The sequence below is a fragment of the Sorangium sp. So ce204 genome (genome assembly GCF_051526795.1).
GTDB lineage: Bacteria > Myxococcota_A > Polyangia > Polyangiales > Polyangiaceae > Sorangium > Sorangium cellulosum_B.
Genome location: NZ_CP150317.1, coordinates 6,409,897 through 6,433,255, shown reverse-complemented (window position 1 = coordinate 6,433,255; position 23,359 = coordinate 6,409,897). Strand labels below are relative to the sequence as shown.

Annotated in this window: 15 protein-coding genes; 6 read left to right on the top strand and 9 right to left on the bottom strand. The window is 74.0% G+C overall.

Annotated elements, in window-relative coordinates:
- Positions 1-27 precede the first annotated feature (27 nt).
- The 4 genes from WMF22_RS23890 to WMF22_RS23875 all read right to left on the bottom strand — a co-directional run bounded on the left by WMF22_RS23890 (position 28) and on the right by WMF22_RS23875 (position 6,907).
- Positions 28-837, bottom strand: a complete 810-nt coding sequence (locus tag WMF22_RS23890) for a lysophospholipid acyltransferase family protein (RefSeq protein WP_438037138.1) — start codon at positions 835-837, stop codon at positions 28-30.
- Positions 834-4,640, bottom strand: coding sequence for a serine/threonine-protein kinase (locus tag WMF22_RS23885; protein ID WP_438037137.1), 3,807 nt, complete (start codon positions 4,638-4,640; stop codon positions 834-836). Before WMF22_RS23885 ends, WMF22_RS23890 begins: the two co-directional genes overlap by 4 nt.
- 329 nt (positions 4,641-4,969) lie before the next feature.
- A complete protein-coding gene (locus WMF22_RS23880) occupies positions 4,970-6,268 on the bottom strand; it encodes a hypothetical protein (RefSeq protein WP_438037136.1) in 1,299 nt (432 codons plus the stop codon).
- A gap of 357 nt (positions 6,269-6,625) precedes the next feature.
- A complete protein-coding gene (locus WMF22_RS23875; protein ID WP_231864998.1) occupies positions 6,626-6,907 on the bottom strand; it encodes a DUF433 domain-containing protein in 282 nt (93 codons plus the stop codon).
- A 268-nt stretch (positions 6,908-7,175) separates the two neighbouring features.
- On the opposite strand from WMF22_RS23875, the gene zwf reads away from it, so the two are divergent.
- From zwf to pgl, 3 genes are read left to right on the top strand one after another with little or no spacing between them, the layout of a single operon-like run.
- Positions 7,176-8,774: a glucose-6-phosphate dehydrogenase gene (zwf, locus tag WMF22_RS23870; protein ID WP_437301386.1), complete on the top strand. Its 1,599-nt coding sequence runs from the start codon at positions 7,176-7,178 to the stop codon at positions 8,772-8,774.
- Positions 8,771-9,841 carry a glucose-6-phosphate dehydrogenase assembly protein OpcA gene (locus tag WMF22_RS23865; RefSeq protein ID WP_437301385.1) on the top strand — a complete coding sequence of 357 codons (1,071 nt, stop codon included), beginning with the start codon at positions 8,771-8,773 and terminating at the stop codon, positions 9,839-9,841. The genes zwf and WMF22_RS23865 overlap by 4 nt, the downstream gene beginning before the upstream one ends.
- A gap of 23 nt (positions 9,842-9,864) precedes the next feature.
- Complete coding sequence (gene pgl / locus WMF22_RS23860; RefSeq protein ID WP_437301384.1) at positions 9,865-10,590, top strand: 6-phosphogluconolactonase; 726 nt, start codon at positions 9,865-9,867, stop codon at positions 10,588-10,590.
- A gap of 2 nt (positions 10,591-10,592) precedes the next feature.
- Here pgl and thrS read toward each other — a convergent pair whose 3' ends face one another.
- Together thrS and WMF22_RS23850 are read right to left on the bottom strand one after the other, a co-directional pair.
- Positions 10,593-12,866, bottom strand: a complete 2,274-nt coding sequence (gene thrS / locus WMF22_RS23855) for a threonine--tRNA ligase (RefSeq protein WP_438037135.1) — start codon at positions 12,864-12,866, stop codon at positions 10,593-10,595.
- Between the two features lie 245 nt (positions 12,867-13,111).
- The gene (locus WMF22_RS23850) at positions 13,112-14,155 is read right to left on the bottom strand and encodes a glucokinase (RefSeq protein ID WP_437301382.1); all 1,044 of its coding nucleotides are present in this window, start codon (positions 14,153-14,155) and stop codon (positions 13,112-13,114) included.
- Between the two features lie 199 nt (positions 14,156-14,354).
- On the opposite strand from WMF22_RS23850, the gene WMF22_RS23845 reads away from it, so the two are divergent.
- The 3 genes from WMF22_RS23845 to WMF22_RS23835 are packed head-to-tail and all read left to right on the top strand — an operon-like array spanning position 14,355 to position 19,215.
- The gene (locus WMF22_RS23845) at positions 14,355-16,403 is read left to right on the top strand and encodes a mechanosensitive ion channel domain-containing protein (RefSeq protein WP_437301381.1); all 2,049 of its coding nucleotides are present in this window, start codon (positions 14,355-14,357) and stop codon (positions 16,401-16,403) included.
- Positions 16,400-17,737 (top strand): cation:proton antiporter, encoded by a 1,338-nt coding sequence (locus WMF22_RS23840; RefSeq protein ID WP_437301380.1) that lies wholly within the window; start codon positions 16,400-16,402, stop codon positions 17,735-17,737. The genes WMF22_RS23845 and WMF22_RS23840 overlap by 4 nt, the downstream gene beginning before the upstream one ends.
- Positions 17,734-19,215, top strand: a complete 1,482-nt coding sequence (locus WMF22_RS23835; protein ID WP_438037134.1) for a cation:proton antiporter — start codon at positions 17,734-17,736, stop codon at positions 19,213-19,215. The genes WMF22_RS23840 and WMF22_RS23835 overlap by 4 nt, the downstream gene beginning before the upstream one ends.
- Positions 19,216-19,227: 12 nt before the next feature.
- Here the strand turns inward: WMF22_RS23835 and WMF22_RS23830 are convergent, their stop codons facing one another.
- From WMF22_RS23830 to WMF22_RS23820, 3 genes are all read right to left on the bottom strand, one after another.
- Entirely contained in the window at positions 19,228-19,896 is a 669-nt protein-coding gene (locus WMF22_RS23830) for a hypothetical protein (RefSeq protein WP_438037133.1), read from the bottom strand.
- A 461-nt stretch (positions 19,897-20,357) separates the two neighbouring features.
- Entirely contained in the window at positions 20,358-21,644 is a 1,287-nt protein-coding gene (gene mltG, locus WMF22_RS23825; protein WP_438037132.1) for an endolytic transglycosylase MltG, read from the bottom strand.
- Positions 21,645-21,750: 106 nt separating this feature from the next.
- A complete protein-coding gene (locus WMF22_RS23820) occupies positions 21,751-23,316 on the bottom strand; it encodes a vWA domain-containing protein (protein WP_438037131.1) in 1,566 nt (521 codons plus the stop codon).
- Positions 23,317-23,359: the final 43 nt, after the last annotated feature.

Here is a 23,359-nt window from a genome sequence, read left to right as displayed (position 1 = left end):
AGGCTCTGGACCGCCGTGATGCCCGCCTCATCGACGCTGTTCGGGGTGTTCCGGGCGAGCGGCCGCCTCGCCTCCGTCCTGGAGCGCCTCCGGCAACGCCGACGCCACGGCGGACCTGCACGCCTCCATCGCGGCGTGCAGCGCCTCGAGCGACGCCCCCGGCGGGTCGAGCGGCGGGTGCACCACGACCCGCACGACGCCGGGCGCGGCGGCATAACGTCCCTTCGGCTGCAGCGCGCCCGCGCCGTCGATGGTCACCGGCAGGACGCGCGCGCCCGCGGCCGAGGCGGTCCGGAACGCGCCCAGCCGGAAGGGCAGGAGCCGGCCCGTCGCGCTCCGCGTTCCCTCGGGGAAGAACATCGTCGACCACCGCTGCGTCACGTTGCGCTGCGCCTCGCCGAGATCCGCGAGCGCGCCGCGGGCGCGCCCCCGGTCGACGGGCGTGTGGCCGTACAGGCGCATGCCCCAGCCCAGCACCGGCACGCGGAACAGCGCGCGCTTCGCCAGGAACCGGAGCGGCGTGCGCCCCTGGAGCACCACGAGCAACGCGAGGATGTCGAGCGTGCTCTGGTGGTTCGCCACGATCACGTAGCGCTCGCCCGGCCGCGCGTTCTGGACGCCCTCGGCCTCGATGCGCACGCCGACGAGCCAGAGCGCCCCGCGCGCCCACACGACCGAGAGCCGATCGTGCATCCGCTGCCGGGGATCGAAGGGGAAGCAGAGCAGCCCGACGGGGAGCAGCACGACGAGGAACACCATCGCCCAGGTGTGGGCGAGCGCCGTGCGCACGACCTCGACAGGGCCGGCCGGCGCGGGCCGCGCAGCCTCCGCCGTCACTTGGCGACCGGCGGGGCCTCCGGCCCGTCGAAGCGGGGGACGAAGCCCTCCACCGAGGCCAGCGTCTCCAGCAGCGTGACGTGGCGGAGGCGCGGGATCGCCACGATCGTCGGCCCGCCGAGCTCCTCCTCCGGGACCGCGATCGTCGCCGCCGCCGCGAGCTCCGCCACCGTCGCGCCCACGATCTGCGTCGTGCCGACGTTGCACGGGCCCGCGCTCCGGACCTCGCGCGGCGGATCGGCCCAGTACGCCCGCGGGTGGCCCTGGAACGCCGCCTCGGCCGGGACGCGCGGCCAGAACGTCGGATCCGTCAGGCCGAGCTCCTCGACGAGCGCCGCGCGCTCGGCGCGGACGCCGCGCGCAGCCCCCCCGTCGCCCAGCGCGTCGAGCGCCTCGGCGTGACGCTCGAGCGCCGTCACCAGCAGCGTCCGGTTGCCCGACGCGCGGATGAGATCGAGCGTCTCCCGGCCGTACGCGGCAAGCTCGCCGGCCTGGCCGGCGCCGCTGGCGTCGTCGGCGAGCAGCGCCAGCGCGTGCATCCGGCCGACCCGGCCGAGGCTCACGGCGTACGCGTCGCCCGTCCCCGCCGAGCCGATCTCGATCGCCCGCTCGTAGGCGGCGAGCGCCTCGCGAAGCAGGCCCTGCACGAAGTACACGTCGCCCAGGTACCCCTCCGCCCAGCCGCGCCCCATGCCGATGCCCAGCACGCCGCTCAGGTTGACCGCGTTCGCGATCAGCACGCGGGCCCGCGTGAGCTGGCCCATGTGGAACTGGTGCCGGCCCGCGTACATCGTCCCCATGTACAGGTAGAGCCCGCTCAGGCCGTGCTCCTCGGCGTACGAGAGCAGCTGCGCCGTCGACCGGACCCCGAGATCCCAGTCGAACCGGCCCTCCGCGAGCACCGCGTGGTAGAACCACGTGCCGAGCAGCCGCACCGGGTCGCGCAGGCGCTCGGCGAGGCGCGCGGCGTCCGCGGCGTTCTGCTCGGCCTCGGCGTAGAAGCCGGACTGGCTCAGCGCGACGCAGAGGATGCCGCGCGAGTGGCAGAGCTCGACGTACTCGCCCGCCGCCTCCGCGAGCTCGCAGCCGCGGCGGAGCGGCTCGGTCGCCGGGCCCACCTTGCCGGCCGCGCACAGCGCGCGCCCGAGGATGTTCGCCGGCAGGCACTGGTACGGGCGCAGCTCCGGGCTCGCGCCGATCGCCTCGAGCGCCTTGCGGCTGTGGGCCACCGCGTCGGCGAACTCGCCCCGCACGTAGTGCACGCGCGACAGCGCGCTGGAGAGGGCCGCCGTGACGAGCGGCGTCTCCGGCAGCGCCCCCTGCGTGCGGCGGAGCAGATCGAGCGGCTCCGCCGTGCTGCCGAGCAGGCACGCCACGCGCGCGAGCTCGTGCGCGCAGCGCGCCCTGAGCTCGATCCGCGCCGGGTCGAGCGGCAGCCGCTCGAGCAGCGCGAGCGCCTGCTTCAGCCGGCGGCTGGCGCCGTGCGGATCCTGGAGCCGATCGGCCTCGCTCGCCGCGAGCAGGTACGTCGACGCGGCGCGGTCGAGCTCGCCGGCGCGCTCGACGTGGTGCGCGAGCGTCCCCGGATCGCCGCCGCGCAGCTCGATGCGCCGCGCGATGCGCCCGTGGTAGTCGGGGCGCTCCTCGGGCGGCACGCGGGCGGCGAGCTGCTCGCGCGCCGCGTCGTGCGAGAACGACGCGAGGCCCCCGTCCTCGCCGAGGCAGACGTAGTGCGCCGCGGCGTCGCGCAGGGCGCTGTCGACCTCCGCCGGGTCGAAGAGCCCGAGCTCGACCAGATCGTCGCGCAGGAACTGGCGGCCGATGAGCGCGGCGACGCCGAGGACCTGGACCGTCGTGGGATCGAGCGCGTCGATGCTGCGCGAGAGGACGTCCGAGACCGACGCGGGCGCGAGGTAGTGCGCGTCGGCGCGGGAGATCTCGAGCGCGCCGCTCCGGCTGCGCTGCAGGAAGCCCTCGGTCTCCATGTTGCGGACGACCTGGATGTTGAAGAGCGGGTTGCCCGCGGCGAGCAGCGGGACGCGGCGCACGAGCTCCTGGACGAGGTCGTCCCCCGCGCCGCGGCCGAGCGCGGAGAGGAGCGCCCGGTTCGCCTCGGGCCGGAGCGGGCCGAGGTCGAGGCGCTCGACGTCCTTCCACGCGAGCCACCCCGCCGCGCGCGGCGTCATCGGCGACGAGCCCGGGCCGCGCAGCGCGGACGAGCCGGGCGGAGGCAGCGACGAGCCGGGCGGAGGCAGCGACGAGCCGCGCGCGAAGGGCGGCCGCGCGGTGGCGAGCAGCAGCACCGGCATCTCGCCGAGCTGATCCGAGAGGCGCAGCAGCACCTCCTGCGTCGCCTCGTCGGCCCAGTGCACGTCCTCGATCGCGAGGACGACCGGGATCTCCTCGGAGATCGCGCCGAGCAGCCGCAGGATCAGATCGGCGATCCAGCGCGTTCCGCCCGGGCCGATGGCGCCGCCCTCGTCGGCGAGCCCGACCGCGCGCGTCAGCTCCGGCACGAGCCCCCGGAGGAGGGCGGCGTCGTCGGCGATGACGAGGCTCACCAGCCGGCGGATGCGCGCCGCCCGGCTGTCGCCGTGCCGCTCCAGCCAGAGCGCGATCTGCGTCAGCGCCTCGCGGATCGCGGAGTAGGGCACGAGCCCGGAGAGCTCCCTGCACCGGCCGTACGCGACGATCGCCGTGCCCGCCTGCTCGGCGCTCCGGAGCAGCTCGGCGACGAGGCGGCTCTTGCCGACGCCCGTGTCGCCGACCACCACGGCCGGCCGCGGCTCGCCGCGCACCGCGCCCTGGACGAGCTCGATGAGCCGCCCGAGCTCCTGCTCGCGGCCGACGAAGGGCGCGTCGTGCGCGTCGTCGAAGGTCTCCGGCGCGGCGGCGTCGCGCTCGGGCGCTTCGTCCTCGGCCCCGGCCGGGGGCTGCGAGGTGCCGTGGAGCGTGACGTAGTAGAGCTCCTTGAGCCGCGCGCAGAGCCGGGCCGCGCTGGAGAAGCGCCGCGCCGGGTCGCGCTCCAGGAGCTCCTCGACGAGCGCGACGACGGGCGCCGGCGTCTCGGGCGCCGCGTGGGCGAGCGGCACGAGCGTGCCGTAGACCTTCTGGTTGATGACGCTGTTGACGGTGCCGTCCGAGAACGGGAGCCGGCCGGCGAGCAGCTCGTAGAGCATGACGCCCACCGCGTAGAGGTCCATCCGGGGGCTCGGGCGCCCGAGCGCGCCCCGCTTGAGGCACTCGGGCGCCAGGTACGCGATGGTGCCCGCGTTGACGCGCGTGTGCTCGGGCTGGAAGCTCACGGTGAGCGTCGCCAGGCCGAAATCGAGGATCTTGAGCCGGGGCTCGTACGGATCGGTGAGGACGATGTTGCTCGGCTTGAGGTCGAGGTGCAGGACGTTGAGCGCGTGGCAGTGCGCGAGCGCCTCGGCCACGCGGCGCGCGATGCGCAGGGCCTCGATCGTGTCGAGCGAGCCCATCCGCGCGAGGTACCGGTCGAGCGTCTCGCCCTGCACGAGCTCCATCGCGAGGTAGAGGCCCACGCCGTCCAGGACGCCGTAGGAGGAGAGCTTGACGAGCGAGGGGTGGCGCAGGCGGAGCAGCGCCTCGATCTCGTTCTGCTGGGCGAAGAGCTGCCCGGCGTTCTGGGCGCTCACGTCCTTGAAGATCTTGATGGCGGCGTCGTTTCCGGCCCCGTCACGGCCGCGGAACACGGCGCCGAAGCCGCCCTCGCCGAGGCGATCCTCGATCGTGTACTCGCCGATCCTGGCGCCGCGCTCGATCAAGGGATCGCCGACCATCGCTCCTGCCCTTCCGAGTACCCCGTCATCGTTCGCCGACGCACCATGATACTCCGGACGAGCGCCGCGACAGCGCGCAATGGCCTGGCAACCTCCCGAAGGCACGCCGCTTTGACGGCTTGCCGCATCGCGGCTGTCTGGCCAAGAAACCTGCCGGCAACGTTGGACGGCGCATCCGGCGCCGATCTCGGCCATCATGCCCCGCGGCCGGAAAGGTGAGCTCGCATCCAGATTTGCGCCGAGGGCCCGGGTTCGGCGCCTGAAATGACGACGGCGGCAGCCCCCAGGAGAGGACCGCCGCCGCGTCCGCGCTCAGGCCGCGCCGGGGATCAGGTCCCGCCGCTGGCCGAACCGCTCGCCGAGCCGCTGACGCTCGCGCTCGCCTTGATGTTGACGTCGATCGAGGCCGTCGCGCTGGCCGACGCGTCGACCGCGGCCGCGACGCAGGCGACCGCCTTGCCGCCGGCCTTGAGCGCCACGTCCTTCACCTCGACGCCCGCCTTGCCGACGCCGGACACCGCCGCCGCCAGCTTCTTGCCGGAGCCGAGCTGCACCTTCGCGATCGCCGGGAGCGACGTCCGGAGCGCGGCGACGAGCTTCTGCGCGTCGGCGTTCACCTTGCCGTTCGCCACGATGCGGACGTTCGGCGCGTCGCACTTCGCCTCGCCGGCGGTCTTCGCCGTGCACTGCATCTGGCAGCTCGGGTCGACGCTCGGGGGCTTGAACTCGCCCGAGCACTTCGGCTCCTTGATCTCGGCGCTGCAGCCGCCGGAGCACGAGCCGGAGCACTTCGCCGCGGCCTTGACCTCGCAGGAGCCGGAGCAGCTGCCCTCGCAGGTGCCCGAGCACGACCCCTCGGCCTTGGCGTCGCACTTGCCCTCGCAGGTGCCGGCGCAGGCCGCGCCCTTCGAGTCCTTGCCGTCGCACTTGCCGTCGCACTTGCCGCCGCAGGTGCCCTTGAAGCCGACGTCGCACTTGCCCGAGCAGCTCGCGTTGCAGGTGCCGGTGCACGCCGCGCCGGCCTCGACGCTGCACTTGCCCTTGCACTCGGCGTCGCACTTGCCGCTGATCTCGCCGCCCTCACAGCTCGCCTCGAGCTTGCCGGGCTGCACCGGCGAGCCGCACTCGCCGAGGCACGTCTGCATGGCGGTGATGTCGGCGTAGCACTTCGGCGGATCGATCTGGACGGTGATCTTCGCCTCGGCGTTCGCCTTCACGGCGGCGTTCACCTTGGCCGAGACCGCGCCGCAGACCTTCTCGGCGCCCTTGCCGCCGCTCGGATCGGCCTTGAGCTCGGCGTCGCTCATGCCGAGGTCCTTGCCGAGCTTGCCGCACGAGGCGATGAGGTCCGCCTCCATGGCGACGGTGAGCTTGTCGAGCGACGCAGCCGCCTCGAGGAAGCCCTTGATCTTGCCCTCGACCTCGGCGCCGCCGTCGAACTTCAGGTTCGCGATGCCGCCGTTCTTCATCTCGTCGCAGCCGCCCGCGGCCGACGCCAGGTCACCGGCAGGGCCGGGCAGGCTGTCCGCGCCGGGGAACCCCTTGCCGCCGCAGTTCACGAGGAGAGGCGAGGCCAGCCCGAGAAGGGCCACGGGCATCGCAAACAACTTCCATCGATTGACGCTCATCTCAGAATCCCTCCGGCACCTCGATCGGTACCCCATGGAGCGCGGACCCTACACCAGCAGCCGCGACCTTGAAAGCTGGGACAGCCGCGATCCTGCGCGACGGTCACTCGCAACGCCGAGCAGCCCCGCACTGCGGGCTCCAGCGACGGACGGCCCTCATTGCCCCAAGTCAGGATGGCTGTAAAGAATCAAGCTGAGCTCATCGCGCGGGGACGGCGGTCCGCATCGCAGGTGGCGCGGGGCGTTTCACCTGGATATATCGCGCGAGGCGCTACCCCTGGCGCACGGCATTTCGCCCGCGGCGCACTGCGCCTCGCGCGCCCCGTCCCTCGCTCGCCGCGCCCTCTCGGGCGCCGCTCACTCGTCGTCCTCGTCGAAGGGGAGGTTCAGCTGGGCGAGCGGGCGCGCGCCGACCGTGGGCCCGCCCTGCTTCTTGAAGAGCAGCTGCTCGCGCGCGATGTCGGCCTCGATGAGGTCCTGGTTGTCGTACGCGAACGCGAGCGCGTCGAGCACGCGCGCCGGCCCGAGGTTCGGGTACCGCTTGAGCAGCGTCTCCACCGACGCGCCGCCGCGGTGCCACGCCCAGAGCCGCCGGACAGGGACGCGCGACCCGAGGACGTGGGGGCTTCCGGCGAGCACCTGGCTATCGCATCGCACGTGGGGGTGGGGGACGCGGATTCGCGGGAGCACCGGCGCGGCCATCGCGCGGAGGAGCCTAGTACCGGTCGCGATCGGATGGAAGGGCGCCGCGAGCCGGCGGGCACGCTCGGCGCGGGCGCCGGGCTGCGCGGGCGCTGAGCTCTCGCATCGTTCCGCCCGCGCCCGCGCGCGCGATCGGGACTACCCTACGCCGCGGAGGCGCGCGAGCATCGTGCCCGTCGTCGTCACCGACCGGAGCTCACCCACCATGACCCAAGCCGAGAAGAACCCGCTTCGCGAAGGGATGCCCGAGGAGCGCACCGCCTCGCCGGCCGCGCTCGTCATCTTTGGCGCCTCGGGCGACCTGACGCGGCGCAAGCTGCTGCCCGCGGTCTACAACCTGACGCTCAGCCGGCTCCTCACCGGCGGCTTCGCCGTCGTCGGCGTGGCGCGGCGCCCGAAGCCGGATTTCGCGAAGGAGATGCGCGAGGCCGTCGGGAAGTACTCGCGGCGCCCGCTCGAGGAGGCGACCTGGAGCGAGCTCGAGAAGGGGATCAGCTACGTCCAGGGGGCGTTCGACGAGGCCGAGACGTACACCCGGCTCGCCGCGGAGCTCGAGCGGCTCGACGCCGAGCGCGGCACCCGCAAAAACCGGGTCTTTTACCTCGCCGTCGCCCCCGACCAGTTCGCGCCCATCGTGCGCGGCCTGCGCGCGGCGAACCTCGTCGCGCCGCCGTCGCACGAGAAGGGCGCGCCGTTCCAGCACGTCGTCGTCGAGAAGCCGTTCGGCGAGGATCTGGAGAGCGCCCGCGCCCTCAACCGCGACCTGCTCGCCCACCTCGCGGAGTCGCAGATCTACCGGATCGACCACTACCTCGGGAAGGAGACCGTCCAGAACCTCCTCGTCCTGCGGTTCGGCAACACGATCTTCGAGCCGCTCTGGTCGCGCCAGCACGTCGATCACGTGCAGATCACCGTGGCCGAGGAGATCGGCGTCGAGGGCCGCGGCAAGTTCTACGAGAAGGTCGGCATCACGCGGGACATCGTGCAGAACCACGCGCTCCAGCTGCTCACGCTGGTCGCGATGGAGCCGCCGTCGTCGTGGGACGCGGACGCGGTGCGCGACGAGAAGGTGAAGGTGCTCCGCACGCTGCGGCCGATCGCGGGCCCGGACGCGCTGTCGTCGACGGTGCGCGGGCAGTACGGGCCCGGCATGGTGCGCGGCGAGAAGGTGCCCGGCTACACGGAGGAGCCGGACGTCGCGAAGGACTCGGCGACGGAGACCTACGTCGCGATGAAGCTCCACCTGGACAGCTGGCGCTGGGGCGGCGTGCCGTTCTACCTGCGCGCCGGCAAGCGCCTGGCGAAGCGGGTGGCCGAGGTGGTGCTGCACTTCAAGCCGCTCCCGCACGGCCTGTTCAAGGGCGCCCCCGGCGCCACCGAGGAGCCGAACGCGCTCGTGATGCGCCTCCAGCCCGACGAGGGCATCTCGCTCCGCTTCGCGGCGAAGATCCCGGGCGGCGGCATCGCGATCCGCGGCGTCACGATGGATTTCCGGTACGGCGCCGCGTTCGGCTCCAGCACGCCCGAGGCGTACGAGCGGCTCCTGCTCGACGCGTTGCGCGGCGACGCCACGCTGTTCACGCGCGCCGACGAGGTCGAGGCGCAGTGGGGCTTCGTCGATCCGATCTTCGAGGGGTGGCGGACGCAGAGCGCGCCGATCGCGCGCTACGCCGCGGGCAGCTGGGGCCCGCCGGAGGCCGACGCCCTCGTCGAGCCGTCGTCTTCTGACGATGCGCACGTGCGCGCTGTGTGCGGGGCCGGCGACGGGGGGAAGGCCCCGGAGCGGGCGTGGAGGCGGCCGTGAGCCGCGTCGCCGAGGTCATCAAGCGGGTCGAGTCGGAGCTCGCCGAGTTCTGGTCGGCGCCCGACGAGTCGCGGGCGGAGCCGGCCCCGAAGACGCGCGCGTCGACCCTCAATTTCGTGGCGGTGGGGAGCCGCGCCGAGGTCGAGCGCCTGAAGGAGCAGGCGGAGGACCTCGCCGAGACGCACGCGGGCCGCACCCTGCTCATCACGCTGGACGACCGGCTCGACCCGCTGGGCGTCCAGGCCGACTGGTCGGCCACGTGCCGCCGCGCCGGCGAGGTGCCGATCTGCTACGACCGCGTGGAGCTCACGCTCGGGGTGGCCGCGGCCGAGCGCGTGGCCTCGGTGGTGAGCGCGCTCACGATCTCCGACGTGGCCGTGATCGTCGAGCTCGCGCCCGGCGCGCCGAACGTGCTCGGCGACGCGCTCGCGCCGATCTGCGATCGGCTGGTGTTCGACTCGGCCGAGACGTGCATCGAGCGCATCGCGGAGGTCGCGCGCGGGACGAGGGCGCCGCTCGCGGACCGGGCGTTCGTGCGGACGTTCTCGTTCCGCGAGCTCGTGGCGCGGTTCTTCGACGACATGCCGGAGGCGTGCCGGGCGATCCGGCGGGTGGAGATCGCGCGCAGCGCGGGGGCGAAGCCGGATCCGGCGGCGCTGTTCCTCGGCTGGATGGGCTCGCGGCTCGGCTGGACGTTCGAGTCGCGGGGGCCCGCGCCGTCCGGCGGCGGCGTTGTCGGCCGCGCCCGCGGCGCGGACGGGGCGCCGATCGAGATCGCGCTGATCGACGGGCCGCCGCCGGCGGACGCGCAGGCGTGGCGGCGGCTCGACGGCGTGCGCCTGTGGACGTCGCTGCGCGGCGAGCCGCTGGCGCTCGGCTGCGTGCGGCTCGACAAGGCGCCCGGCACGGTGCGGTGGACGATGGAGGGGGCGCGGTCGGCGGAGCACCTGCACCCGCTCGGCTACCGGGACGAGACGTGGGTGCTGGCGAAGACGATCGACTCGCTGGAGGGCGATCGGCTGCTGCGCGAGGCGGTGCTCGCCGCGGCGAAGTGGAGCGCCCTTTGACGAGGGCCGAGAGGAGGACCGAGATGAACGGTGGTGAGGAGACCCTCGTCGCGGCGGACGCGGCGGAGCTCTCGCGGCTCGGGGCGGAGCTCATCGCGCGCGCCATCGCGGCGGCGGTCGACGCGCGCGGCGTCGCGCGCGTCGCGCTGTCGGGCGGGAGCACGCCTTCGGAGGCCTACCAGCGGCTCGCGGCGATGTCGCTCCCGTGGGCGCAGACCGAGTGGTTCTGGGTGGACGAGCGCGCGGTCGCGCCCGATCACCCCCGCTCGAACTACGGCGCCGCGCGCCGGGATCTGGCGGCGGCCCCCATCCCGGAGGAGCGCTTCTTCCGCATGGAGGGCGAGTCGCCGGACCTCGCCGGGGCCGCGGCGCGGTACGAGCGGCTCCTGCGGGCGCGGTTCGGGGTCGCGTCGGCGGTCTCGTTCGACGTGATGACGCTCGGGATCGGGGACGACGCGCACACGGCCTCGCTGTTCCCCGGGACGGGGGCGGCGGGCATCGAGGACCGCCTGGTCGCCGCGATCCCGGCGCAGCCGGACAAGGGGCTGGAGCCGCGGCTGACGCTGACGGCGCCGGTGATCCAGGAGGCGCGGCTGAAGGTGCTCCTGGCCCGCGGGGCGGGCAAGCGCGGGGTCGTGGCGCAGGCGAAGCGGCCCGGCCCGGCCGACGAGGTGCCGGCGCGGGTCGTGCGCGGCGGGCCCGGGCGCCTCGTCTGGCTGCTCGACGCCGCCGCCGCGCCGGCCGGGTAACGTCACGTCACGACGGGGATCGCGCACTGCTCGCGCAAGAACTCGGCGAGCGCCTCGGTCTTCATGAAGCCGCGGTCGCTCCCGTCACGCAGCCGGACGGTGGCGCCCTTGGCCTCCACCTCCTTGTCCCCGATGACGAGCATGTGCGGGATCTTCTCGACCTGCGCTTCGCGGATCTTCGCGCCGAGCTTCTCCGAGCTCCGGACGAAGCCCGCCCGGATGCCGTGAGCGCGCAGCGCCTGGGTGACCTGCTCGGCGTGGTCGTTGTGCTTGTCCGACACCGTGACGACGCGCGCCTGCTCCGGTGAGAGCCACGCCGGCAAGGCGCCCGCGTGGTGCTCCAGGAGCACGCCGATGAACCGCTCGATCGAGCCGAGCAGCGCCCGGTGGAGCATGATCGGCTGCTCGAGCTCTCCCTTGGCGTTCACGAACCCGAGCGTGAAGCGCTCGGGGTTGTTGAAGTCGTACTGGAGCGTCGAGCACTGCCACCTTCGCTCGAGCGCGTCGACCAGCTTGATATCGATCTTCGGCCCGTAGAACGCGCCGCCGCCCGGGTCCACCGTGTACTCGAGGCCGAGGGCCTTCAGGGCCCCCGCGAGGGTGCTCTCGGCCTTGGCCCAGTCCTCCAGGCCGCCGACGTACTTCTCCGGCCGCGTCGAGAGGTTGATGTCGAACTGCTCGAACCCGAACGTGCGGAGCATCTTCAGGATGAAGCGGAGCACGCGGTGGATCTCCTGCTCGACCTGGTCCGCGCGGCAGAACAGGTGCGCGTCGTCCTGGGTGAACCCCCGCACGCGCATCAGGCCGTGCATGACGCCCGCGGCCTCGTACCGGTACACCGTCCCGAGCTCCGCGAGGCGCATCGGGAACTCGCGGTAGCTCCGCGTCCGGCTCTTGACCATGAGGATGTGAAACGGGCAGTTCATCGGCTTGCAGCAGTAGTCGTGGCCGTCCACCGACATGGGGGAGAACATCCCTTCCCGGTAGAAGTCCCAGTGGCCCGAGGTCTTCCACAGGTCCGCCTTGGCGATGTGCGGCGAGTAGACGATGTCGTAGCCCTCCTCGAGGTGCATCTTGCGCCACTGGTCCTCGATGATGGTGCGCAGGAGCCCGCCCTTCGGGAGCCACATGACGAGGCCGGCGCCGATCTCCTCGACGAAGTGCGGCTCGAAGTGCACCTCGACGTCGGCGTCCTTCCGTGCGCTCACCGCGGCCCTGAAGGCGCTCTTCGACTCCTGCGCCGCCGCGCCGCGGAGCCGGACGTGCAGGCGCGGGCGCGCCTCGTCGCCGCCGCCCGCGCCGCCCGCGCCGCCCGCCAGCGCCTTCGGCGCCTCGCCGAACTTCACCGTTCGCCGGAGGGTCCGCCCGGGGAACGCCGAGGCCGCGGCGCCGAGGGTGTGCTCCACGAGCGCGCGGTCGAGGGGCGCCTCCGCGTCCACGCCGACGTAGAGGTCGATCTCGTCCTTCTCGGAGTACGCGTGGGAGTCGTAGCGCTCGGAGACGAGGTAGAGCTCGAGATCCCGCCCGAGCGTCCTGTGATCGCGCTTCTTCGCCTCCTCCAGGCGGCGCACGTACTTGTCGAGGTCGTCCTTGTTGGGGAAGGCCACGCCGCGCACGCGCTGGAGCGACTGCTTCGTGGCGTCGGCGCGCCAGTAGGCCGCCGAGGACGACGTGATCTTCAGCCCCTTGATGAACCCCGCGTGGGGCAGGTGCGGACCGCGGCAGAAGTCCACGAACTCGCCGCAGCGGTAGATCGACACGCTGTCCTCGGGGATCCAGGACAGGATCTCCGTCTTGTAGTCGTTCTTCTGCCCGAGCCCCTCGAAGACGCCCAGCGCGTCCTTCTTGGGGACGAGCTGCCACTCGAACTTGATCTTCTGCTCGATGAGCTTCTTCACCTCGGCCTCGATCATCTCGAGGTCGGAAGGGGTGAAGGTCCGACCGGCAACGTCGAAGTCGTAATAGAACTCGTCACCATGGTTCTTCGGGCCCATCGTGACCTTGGCGCCCGGGAACAGCCGCAGCACGGCCGTCGCCAGGAGGTGCTCGGCGGAGTGGTTGATCGTGTCCCTGCCCTCGGGCGTATCGGCCTTCAGCAACTCCAGCTTCGCGCCGTCCCGGAGGGGCACGCGCAGGTCCTGGATCTCCCCGTCGACGCGCGCGACGACGACGGCCTCGGCGAGCCTCGGCGAGATGGCCCGGGCGGCGTCGAACGCCGTGGTGCCCTCCTCGAGCGCGAGGACCTTCCCATCAGGTAGAACGACCGAAGTTGCCATGACGTGACCTTCTTTTCTCTTTCCCCCGACTGTACGAGCGTCAGGTGTACCGGTCTTAAAGCACCATGGCACCAACGTGTCAACGCCGCGAGGCCGCGCGCGGCCGCTCGATTCGCGCTCAATTTGCGCTCGATTCGCGCTCGATTCGCGCTCGATTCGCGCTCGATTTGCGCTCGACTCGATAGGAGGCATGGAGTCGCGCGCGCGACTCCATGCCTCCGTCATGGGCGCGAGGACACGGGGCGTCAGGGCCTCCGGGCCGCCGCGCGGGCCCGGGGCTGCTCCGCGGCGGCGAGCTCTCTGGCGACGGCGAGCGCGCCCCGCACGCCGACCAGGGGATCGGTGATCACCGCGACGGGCACCTCCTCGAGGAGCGGCGTGAGGCGCCCCTTCTTCACGAAGGACTTCATGAACAGCTCGCGCCTCTGGGGGACGAGGTTCCTCGCGATGTTCCCGAGCACGAAGACCCCGCCGAGCGCGAGCTCGCGCAGGGCGAGGTTGCCGGCCTCGGCGCCGTAGATCTCGACGAACAGGTCGACCGCGCGCGCGGCGGGCCGGAACGCGCGGGCGAGCCCGAGCTCGGCGATCGCCGCGTTGCGGTCGCCCTCGGCGAGGCGGCGCTCGATCGCGCGCGGCACGCGGGCGGCGCGGGTGAAGAAGTCGAAGAGGGCGCCGAGCCCGTCGCCCGAGAGGACCCGCTCGTAGCTCACGTGGTCCGGGTGGCGCTCGGCGAGGAACTGCCACAGCTCGACCTCGACCGCGGAGCGCGGGGCAAAGTCGGCGTGACCTCCCTCGGTCGGGAGCGTGACGTGGCGGGCGCCATTCCAGAGGAGCCGGGCCTCGCCGAGCCCCGTGCCGGCGGCGATGACGGCCACGTTGTTCCCCTTCGGCCGCGGCCTGCGCTCCGTGAGCGGCTCGATGGACGCGCGGGCGACGTGCAGGCAGCCCGTGGCGCCGACGACGAGGTCGTTCACCAGGAGCACGCGCGCGATCTTGAGCCGGCGCGACAGATCGCGCTCCGCGAGGCGCCAGGGCAGGTTCGTGACGGTGGCGACCTGGTCCTTGATGGGGCCCGCGACGCCGAGCACGGCGACGGCGGGGTGAGGGGCGTCGCTGCGCACGAGGAACGGGAGGGCGATCTCCTCGAAGCTCGCGTGGTCGCGGCTGCGGAAGACGGCCTCGGAGAGGGGCCGTCCGCCGGAGGCGCCGTAGAGCGCGAGCCGGGTGTTGGTGCCTCCGATGTCGCCGACGAGCAGCGACGGGGCCCCCGATCTGTTGGTCCTTGCCACGCGGGCGCCCTGCCAGCGCCGTGCCCCGGCGGCAAGGCGATCGAGCATCGAGCGAGCGCGGAGATCGAGGATTCCGGGCGGGCTCGAGCGCGCTCGAGCGCCCGGAGGCGACGACGCGCGGCTCGCGGGCCGCCTGCCGAGGCCGTTTCACGTCCTGCGCCGCTTGACCGGCGGCCTGCCTCCAGCCGAGAGTGCCTGCGTGCAGCGGCTGTTCCCCGCGCTCCTGGTCGCGCTTGCCGGCCTCATCGCTCCCGCCGGCGCTGCGTTCGCCGGGCCGGCGCAGGCCGCGTCCGCGCCGTCCCAGGCTGCGCGCGCCCCCTCGCAGGCCGCGCCCGCGCCCTCGCAGGCCGCGTCCGTCCCCTCGCGGGCCGCGCCCGCGCCCTCGCGGGCCGCGTCTGCGCCCTCGCGGGCCGCATCTGCGCCCTTGCGGGCTGTGCCCGCGCCGTCGCAGACCGCGCCCGCCGCCTCGCAGACCGCGGCCGCGCCCGCCCCCTCGCGGGCTGCGCCCTCTCCCTCGCAGCTCGCGCCCCCGCCGGCCTCGTTCGAGCCCACGCAGCCCGCGCCCCCGCCGGATTCTTCGGTCCAGCCGCCGCTCGTACAGGTCTTGCCGCCGCCCGCGGAGGCGCCTCCGGCGTCCGCGCAGGTCGTGCTGGCGCCCGCCCCGGTCCCGCGGCCTCCCGCGCCGCGGCCTGCGCCGGTCGCGCCGGCGTCCGCGCTGGTCGGGCCGCCGGCCCCCGCCCCTGACCAGGGCGAGCCGGTGGCTCCCGACCCCCCGCCGCCGCCTCCCGTGGTCGAGCAGCCCGAGGCGCGCGTCGAGCTGCTCGGCAGGACGGTCTTCGCCGTCCGCGTGCACCGGGGCAGCCTCTCTCCTCCGGAGCGCGCCCGTGAGGCGGCGCGCGTGCTGGAGCGCGCCGCCCAGGAGAAGGCGCTCCCCGAGATCCGCGTCGACGAGCGGGACGGCGTGGCGGTCGTCTACGTCGGCGATCGCCCGCTCGTCTACCTCGGCCCCGAGGACGCGGCGGCGGCGGGCCACCCCACGGTCGCGGCCCACGCCGCCGCGGTCGCCGGCACGGTGCGCGACGTCCTGGCCAAGGAGCAGAGCCGGAGCCGCCTCGCGACGAGCGTCTTCTCGTTCTCGCTGCTCGTCTTCTCCGGGCTGATCGCGCTGCTCCTGCTCCGCAAGGTCGGCGAGCTCGTCGAGCGAGGGCGCGCCTGGGTCGCCGAGCACCCGGAGCGGCTCCCGGCGCTGCACGTCCGCGGCATCGAGATGCTCCGGCCCGCCGCGTCGCAGGGCGCGCTCTCGGTCGCGCTCGGCGCCGCCGGCGTCCTCGTCCGGCTGGGCATCGCCTACATCTGGATCCTCTTCGCGCTGTCCCTGTTCGCCTCCACGCGCGGCACCAGCGAGAAGCTCACCGGCTTCGTGCTCGCGCCCCTGTCGGAGCTCATGGGGCGCATCGCGCGGAGCGTCCCGGTGCTCGTGCTCGCGATCCTCGCGACGCTCGCGGTCATCGTCCTCATCCGCTTCGTGGGGCTGTTCTTCGGGAGCGTGGGCCGGGGGGAGACGTCCCTCGGGTGGCTCCCGTCCGAGCTCGCGGTCGCCACGGGCGTCCTCGTCCGCTTCGGCATCCTCGTGGCCGCGCTGCTCCTCGCGGCCCCGCTCATCACCGGCACCGACGAGGGGGCGCTCACGCGGATCGGCTTCGTCGTGCTCGCGGCGGCCGGGCTCGCCAGCACGCCGCTCATCGCGTCGGCGGCCGTCGGCCTCTCGGTCATCTACGGGCGGCGCCTGCGCGTCGGCGACGTCGCCGACGTGGGCGGCCGCGCCGGGCGGGTCCGCGAGCTGACGCTGTTCGAGGCGCGCCTCGAGGACGAGGACGGCTGCGTCGTGCGCGTGCCGCACCTGCTCAGCCTGTTCCACCCGACGCGCATCCGCGGCCGCCCTCCGATCGTGGCCGTCGAGATCAGCGTCGACCCCGCCGCCGATCTCGATCGGGTGCGCGAGCTGCTCCTGAAGACGGGCTCGGGCCTCGGCAGCCGCGCCCGCGCCGCGCTCGTCGCGATCGACGAGGGGGGCGCTCATTTCCGGGCCACGATGGCCTGCGACGGCGACGACGTGCGCAGCCGCTGGCTCACCGCGGTCGCGCAGGCCCTCGTCGCCTCGGACATCCGGCTCGGGCGCGCGCCGGCGTCCTCCGGCGCCGCGAGGCGCGCCGCGCCCGCGCCGGTCGACCGGAGCGCCGCCTCGTGAACGCCATCTGGCTCCTGATGGGGCTCCTCGTGCTGTCGTACCTCGGCAGCTCGCTCGTCAGCGGCCGCGTGCTCCGGGGCATCGGCCTCCCTTCCGGCGCCGAGTACGTCGTGCTCGGCTTCGTGCTCGGGCCCTCGGCGCTCGGGCTGCTCGAGCCCTCGTCGATCGCCGCGTTCGAGCCCGTGGCGGGCGTCGCGCTCGGCTGGCTCGCGGTGGTCGTCGGCCTCGACTTCGGCTTCGTCGGCAGCCGCCGCGTGCGGCCGTCCCGGATGGCGCTCTGCGTGCTCATGAGCCTCCTGACCGGCGGCGCGGTGGCCGCCGCCGTCTGGTCCGCGGCCGCCCACGTCGCTCCCTCGCTCGATCGCGGCGATCGCGTGCTGCTCGCGGCGGGCGTGGGCGCCGTCTCCGCCGAGACGACGCGGCACGCGGTGCTGTGGGTCACGCAGCGCTACAGCGCGAGCGGCAAGCTCTCGGACCTCATCGCCGACATCGCCGACTGCGACGATCTCGGCCCGCTGCTCATGATGGGCGGCGCGTTCGCGCTCGTCCCGCAGGCGACGGTCCAGTGGCCGATCCCGTTCTGGGGGTGGACGGTCGTGACGGCGCTCATCGGCGTGGTGCTCGGGCTCATCGCGGTCGTGCTCCTCGGGAGCGATTTCCGCCTGATCCAGAGCTGGGGCGTGCTGCTCGGGGCCTCGCTGCTGACGATGGGCACGAGCGCCCGGGTCGGCCTGTCGCCGCTGTTCGCGGCGTTCGCGATGGGCGTGACGATCGCCGCCTTGTCGAGGCACCGCGACGAGATCGTCGCCATGGTCGCGCCGACCGAGCGGCCGGTCATCCTGCCGGCGCTCCTGCTCGCGGGCGCGCACGTGAACCCGAAGGCGGCGCCGTTCCTGCCCTGGATCGTGGCGATCGCGCTCGGGGCGAGGCTCGTGGGCAAGCTCGCGACCGGGCTCGTCTTCCGCGTCGTGTCGCCCGACGCGCGCGAGACGTCGCCGTGGCTCGGCCTCGGGCTGCTCTCGTCCGGCGCGGTGGCGATGAGCGTCGGCCTCGCCTTCGCGCTGCGCTTTCCGGGCCCGGTCGGGCACACCGTCCTCTTCGCCGCGGCGGCCGCGGCCGTGTTCGGCGAGCTCGTCGGGCCGCAGACGCTCCGCGCCACGCTCCGCAAGGCCGGCGAGCTCGCCGCGCCCGATCGGGAGTCGCTCTACTTCGGCCGCGGCCTGGCCCGCGCCGGGCGCGACGCCGCGCCGGGCGATGGCGGCGAGAGGGGCGGCCCGCCGTCGCCCGCGGCGCAGCGTGGGGGAGGGATGAGGAATGAAGAGGTGTCGCCGTGAGCGCTGCAGCACTCCCTGACGTCGAGCCTGCCTCGCCCGCGTCGCCTGCCTCGCCCGCCGGCCCGGCCGCGCCGGCCGATCCGGTCGCGCCCGCCGAGCAGCAGGGCGCGCCCTCCGCGCGCCACCACGGGTCGGCCCCCAAGGGGCCGCTGAACCACCTCACGCACGCCGTCGCGCTCGTGATCCTGTTCGGGCTGCTCTACGCCACGACGCGCGCGGTCCCTCACGAGCAGGGGCCCGCGGGGGCGGTCGCTTCGATCGGCTTCCTCCTGCTCGCGGGCACGCTCGCGAGCGAGCTCGTCGAGCCGCTCCGCCTGCCGCACATCTCGGGCTACATCTTCGCGGGCATCATCGCCGGCCCGCACGTCTTGAAGCTCGTCGACCACCACGCCGTGGAGGAGATCTCGCGGGTCAACACGCTGGCGCTGGCGCTCATCGCGCTCGCGGGCGGCGCCGAGCTGCGGATCGACATCGTCAAGAAGAGCCTGAAGAGCATCCTCCTGCACAACCTCGTCCAGACGGCGCTCGTCTTCGTGGCGATGACGGGCGTCTTCTACGCGGCGCGCTCGCTGGTGCCGTTCGCGGCCGAGCTCTCGACCACGGCGGCGTTTGGCGTGGCCGTCCTGTGGGGCGTCATCGCGGTCACCCGCAGCCCCTCGGCCGTGCTCGGGATCCTCTCCCAGACGCGCGCGACCGGCCCCGTCGCGATGCACACGCTCGCGTTCGTGATGACGTCGGACATCATCGTCATCGTCGTGACGGCGGTCGCGCTCTCCACGGTGCGGCCGCTCATCGAGCCGGGCGCGACGATGTCGATGCACGAGATCGAGCTGCTCGGCCGCGAGATCCTGGGGAGCATCTCGATCGGCACGACGCTCGGCCTCGCGCTCGCGGCCTACATGCGGCTGATCGGCCGCCAGCTCATCCTCGTGTTCGTGGCGCTCGGCTTCGGCGCGACGGAGGTGCTGCGGTACCTCCGCTTCGACGCGCTGCTCGTGTTCGTGGTGGCCGGCTTCGTCGTCGCGAACCTGTCGAAGCAGGGCGAGAAGCTGGTGCACGCGGTCGAGGACGCCGCGAGCGTGGTGTTCGTGCTGTTCTTCGCGACGGCCGGCGCGCACCTCGACCTGCCCCTCTTGCGGCAGATGTGGCCTGTCGCGCTGCTCTTCGGCGTGTCGCGCGCCCTGGTGACGTGGGTCGCGAACCGCATCGGCAACCGGCTGGCGGACGATCCGCCGCTCTTGCGGCGGTGGTCGTGGTGCGGGCTTGTCTCGCAGGCCGGGCTGACGCTCGGGATCAGCCTGACCATCGAGCGCGCGTTCCCGAGCCTCGGCGCCGGCTTCCGCGCGCTCGTCGTCGGGTGCGTGGCGCTGAACGAGGTGTTCGGCCCGATCCTCTTCAAGTACGCGCTCGACCGCGCCGGCGAGACGGCGGTCGAGGCCTCGCGCGGGTCGCTGCCGAACCTCGGGCGCCACGGGTGAGCCGCGGCCCTGTCACGGGGTGAACCGGAGCGAGTAGCTCACCACGGTGGGGCCTTTCCTGGGCTTCAGGAAGTCGATCTGCTCGAAGACGCCGACGACGCACTTCGTGAACGCCTGGCCCTTGAGCGCCGTCCGCGGCTTGCGCACCTCGGCCTTGCCGCCGTCCTTCTCGATGCGGAGATCGATGCCGAAGTCGCCGCCCTTGGTCGGGTCTTCGGCGAGCGCGAAGCAGCGGCGGAACTCGTCGAAGTGGGGCGCGACCGAGCGCTTGATCGGCTCCTTGGTGAAGTCGTCGTGCGGGCCGCCGCCGATGTGCATGCCGATGTTGGCGACCTTGACGTTCGGGAGCGGCCCGGCGTCGGCCGGCGCCGCCGCATCGGGCGCGGCGCCGGCGGCTGGCGCGGCGCTGGCGGCAGGCGCGGCGCTGGCGGCGGCCGTCGCCTCGGCGGCGGGCGTGGCGCTGGCGGCGGCCGGTGCTGCACTGGCGGGGGCAGCGCTGGCGGCGGGAGCGGCGCTCGGGCCCGGAGCGGCGGGGTCGGGGGGAGCTGACGGCGCGGCGGTCGCGGAGGCGGCCTGCGTCACTTCGGCCGCGGGCGCGGTGCGGGGCGAGCAGCCGGCGACAGCGGCAGCGAAGGCGAGGGGAGCGGACAGCGCGAGGAGGAACGGAGCGGGGCGGCGCATGATGGCGCGCGAATCTACACGGCGGCGCGCGCAGATCCAGGAAGCGGGGCGCGGCGCGAGCGCGGCCGAGGCAACGCGAGGAACGACGATCCGATCGCTGCGCGCGGAGAGCCGCCGTGATGCGCGCGAGGGACTCCGTTGCCTGAGGGAAGGGGTCCGTCGCGCGCGAAGGCTTCCGGCGCCGGCGCGAAGGCTTCCGGCGCCGGCGCGAAGGCTTCCGGCGCGCTCCGGAAGCTTCCGGCGCGGGGCGGGATGCGGAATTTGCCGGGAAATTCGTCCCCCGGCGGGCGCCGGATGGCGCCGACGGTGCGGCCGGCGCCGCTAAGTCCGCGAAATCTCGTGCTCCGGAACGCGCGGGAAGGCTTCGTTACCGCGACGGAAGCTTCCAGAGCGCGTCGGAAGGTCTCCGGCGCGCGCCGGAAGCCGTAGTTTGTGTGCTGGATTGCGTTCGTGTCCCGCGCCTAGGGCGCCGTCGCGTCCCGGCGCTTCTGCACGGCGTTGTTGTGGTCGTCCAGGCTCTCGCTGAACCGGTGGCGGCCGCCGCCCGCGGCCACGAAATAGAGGTACTTCGTCGCCGCGGGCGCCAGCACGGCCGCGATCGACGGCGCCCCAGGGTTGGCGATCGGCCCGGGCGGCAGCCCCGGGTGCGCGTAGGTGCTGTAGCGGTTCTTGGGATCCCGCACCACGGCGGGCGTGGCCTTGCCGCTCCACTCGGCGCACGACGGCGCCTCCTCGGGCCAGGCGACGCAGCCGTAGAGCGCCGTCGCGTCGGACTGCAGCCTGCGAGAGCGGAAGCTCGGATCGAGGAGCCGGTTCAGGAACACGCTCGCGATGAGCGGCCGCTCCTCCTCGACGACCGCCTCCTTCTCGATGATGGAGGCCAGCGTGAGCACCTCGCGGCGACCCCAGCCGAGCGTCGCCTGGAGCGCCGCGAGCCCGTCCTTGCCCTGCGCCGCGAGCGCGCCCCACCGCCGGTCGGACTCGGCGACGAGGCGCCGCGCCACGTCGCGCGCGTCGGTGTCCAGCGCGATCTCGTACGTCGCCGGGAAGAGGTACCCCTCCGCGCTCTCCGCGCCCACGGCGCCGCCGCGCTCGATGCCGAGCGCGTCGAGGAACGCGCCGTCGGCGGTGGCCGCGAGGAACGTCTTGCGCCCGGCGATGCGCAGCTTCTCCAGCCGGGCGGCGATGTCGAAGCGGCTGAAGCCCTCGGGGATCGTGAGCTTCGCCGTGGGGCGCCCCTCCGCGCGCGCGAGCAGCTGCCGCAGCTCCCGCGGCGTCGCGCCCTCGAAGAGCAGGTGAGGGCCCGGCACGAACGCCTCGGTGCCGCCGGTCGCGCCGAGGTAGAGCGCCATGGCGCGCTCGCTCTCGACGAGCCCCTCGGCCGCGAGCAGCGCGGCCGCCTCGCCCGCGTCGAGCCCGTCAGGCCAGTTGATCTCCACGACGCGCCCCCGGTCCGGCGCCCTCGCGCGCCCGAAGCCGAACACAAGCGCGAGGAGCGCGGCGCACGCCACCGCGACCGCGGCCGCGAGCCCGAGGAGCAGCGCGCGCCCGGCCCGGGGCTGGGCAGGTCGTCGCGACGCCGGCGAGCGCTGCCCCGCGGCGCGCGCGCGCCGCGCGGGGGTCGCCTTCCGGGTCGACGGCGGCTCGCGCGGCGGCGAGCCCTGCGCGCCGTCGCCACCCGTCCGGCGGTTGCCGTCGCCACCCGTCCGGCGGTTTCCCGGCCGGCTCGCCCTAGGTCGAACGCCCACCGCCGGGAGTCAAAACCCGAAAGCCCGACGCGTGTCAACGCCCCGCGCCGCCGCGGGGCAGGGGCCGGAGCGCGCCGTCCGCGCCGCCCGCGCCGAGCGCCGCGCGTCAGCGCGCCAGATCGAAGGCCTCCGCCTCGTTGCGGCGGACGGCGCTCTTGCCCTGGCGGGACTGCGCCGCGGCGGGCCGCGGCGGCGCCGCCGCCGGGGCCTGCGCGAAGCCGCCCGGCCCCGCGGCGGTGGCGGGCGGCGGCGTGGCGAACGCCGGCGGCGTGGCGAAGTCCGTGCCCGCGCGCTCCAGCGCGGCGAGCTGGCCCTCGAAATCGGACGCCACGTCCTTCGCGCGGTTCGCCGGGGCGCTGCGCTTCGCCTTGTCGGCCGCCTTCTTGAGCGACGCCTGCTGCGCGTCGAGCTTGCTGCGCGCCTCGTCGAGCCGCCCCTGCTCGAACAGGAAGTTGGCCTGCTTCAGCGCCGCCGCCGTCTCGCTGCGCTGCACGCGCCCCGCGACGAGCGCGTCGAGCTCGCTCGCGTCGGCGTCGCGGTCCGCGATCGCGACGCCGAGCTTGCCCACGCACCGCGCGTCGGTCCTGGCGACGAGGTCCCGGTAGGTGAGGCCCACGTCGGCGACGGGGGCGTCGTCGCCGGGGCCGGCGAGGCCGCCGAGGCGCACCTTGAGCAGGACCGTCTTCACCTCCCCCGCCGCGAACGCGCCGAGCGGCACGATGACCTGATCGCCGGCCCGCCGGAACGAGCGATCGAAGACCCTGTCGAGCTCCACGCCGGGCGCGAGGTCGATCGCGAGCTCCGCGCCGCTCGCGACCGACGCCGTGAGCTGCTCGGCCTCCGCCTCGAAGATGCGCGCGAGCGCGGCGTCGTTCTCGACGAAGTAGTGCCGGCCGTTCGAGTCGAGCGCGATCGCCGACAGGATCTTCTCGTTGTAATCGACGTCGACCCCGATGGTCGTGATGGCGACGCCGCGATCGCGCGCCCGCTGCGCCATCGCGCGGAAGCCGGGGACGTCGCGGACCCCGTGGTTGGCGTCGCCGTCGCTGAGGACGAGCATCCGGCTCACGCCGGCGCTCGTCTGGCCGAGCAGCGAGAGGCCCTCCTCGATGCCGCACGAGATGCACGTGTCGCCGCCGAGCGAGATGCCGCGGACGCTCGCGAGGATGCGGCCGCGCGTGTCCGGCCCGACGGTGGTGGGCGGCACGACCACGCTGGTCCTCGTGTCGAAGGTGACCACCGACACGACGTCGCCGTCGTTCATGCGGCTCACGGCGGTCGTCGCCGCCTGCACGGCGTTGGTGAGGCGGGTGCCCTTCATCGAGCCGGAGCGATCGATGACGAGCGAGAGGTTCGCCTGCGCCTGCGACCTCGCGGGCGCCCCGTCGCCGCGGACCTCGAACATCAGGAACGTCTCCTGCGCCGAGCGAGGCAGGCGCGCGTGACCGACGCGCCCTTCGAGCATCAGCCTCGATCCGGTGGTGAAGCGGCTCGGATCGACCGCCGCCACGGCGCCGCCCGTCACCTCGGGGACCAGGCGGGGCGGCTCGGTGATCACCTCCGGGACCGCCGTGACGGAGCTCCCGCCCCCGGACGGAGCCAGGGAGTAGACGGAGAGGCTCGTGAACATCATGCCGAGGGCGGAGAACAGGGCGACGTGGGTCGGCTTCATGGCTCCTCCAGAGAACGGCCTGGGCCCCCCGAGCTTACGATGG

Bases quoted from the DNA above. Each gene is read 5' to 3' on its own strand.
- WMF22_RS23830 (WP_438037133.1), bottom strand. From the start codon at position 19,896: ATGCGCCGCCCCGCTCCGTTCCTCCTCGCGCTGTCCGCTCCCCTCGCC.
- WMF22_RS23885 (WP_438037137.1), bottom strand. From the start codon at position 4,640: ATGGTCGGCGATCCCTTGATCGAGCGCGGCGCCAGGATCGGCGAGTAC.
- pgl (WP_437301384.1), top strand. From the start codon at position 9,865: ATGAACGGTGGTGAGGAGACCCTCGTCGCGGCGGACGCGGCGGAGCTC.
- WMF22_RS23880 (WP_438037136.1), bottom strand. From the start codon at position 6,268: ATGAGCGTCAATCGATGGAAGTTGTTTGCGATGCCCGTGGCCCTTCTC.
- zwf (WP_437301386.1), top strand. From the start codon at position 7,176: ATGACCCAAGCCGAGAAGAACCCGCTTCGCGAAGGGATGCCCGAGGAG.
- WMF22_RS23820 (WP_438037131.1), bottom strand. From the start codon at position 23,316: ATGAAGCCGACCCACGTCGCCCTGTTCTCCGCCCTCGGCATGATGTTC.
- thrS (WP_438037135.1), bottom strand. From the start codon at position 12,866: ATGGCAACTTCGGTCGTTCTACCTGATGGGAAGGTCCTCGCGCTCGAG.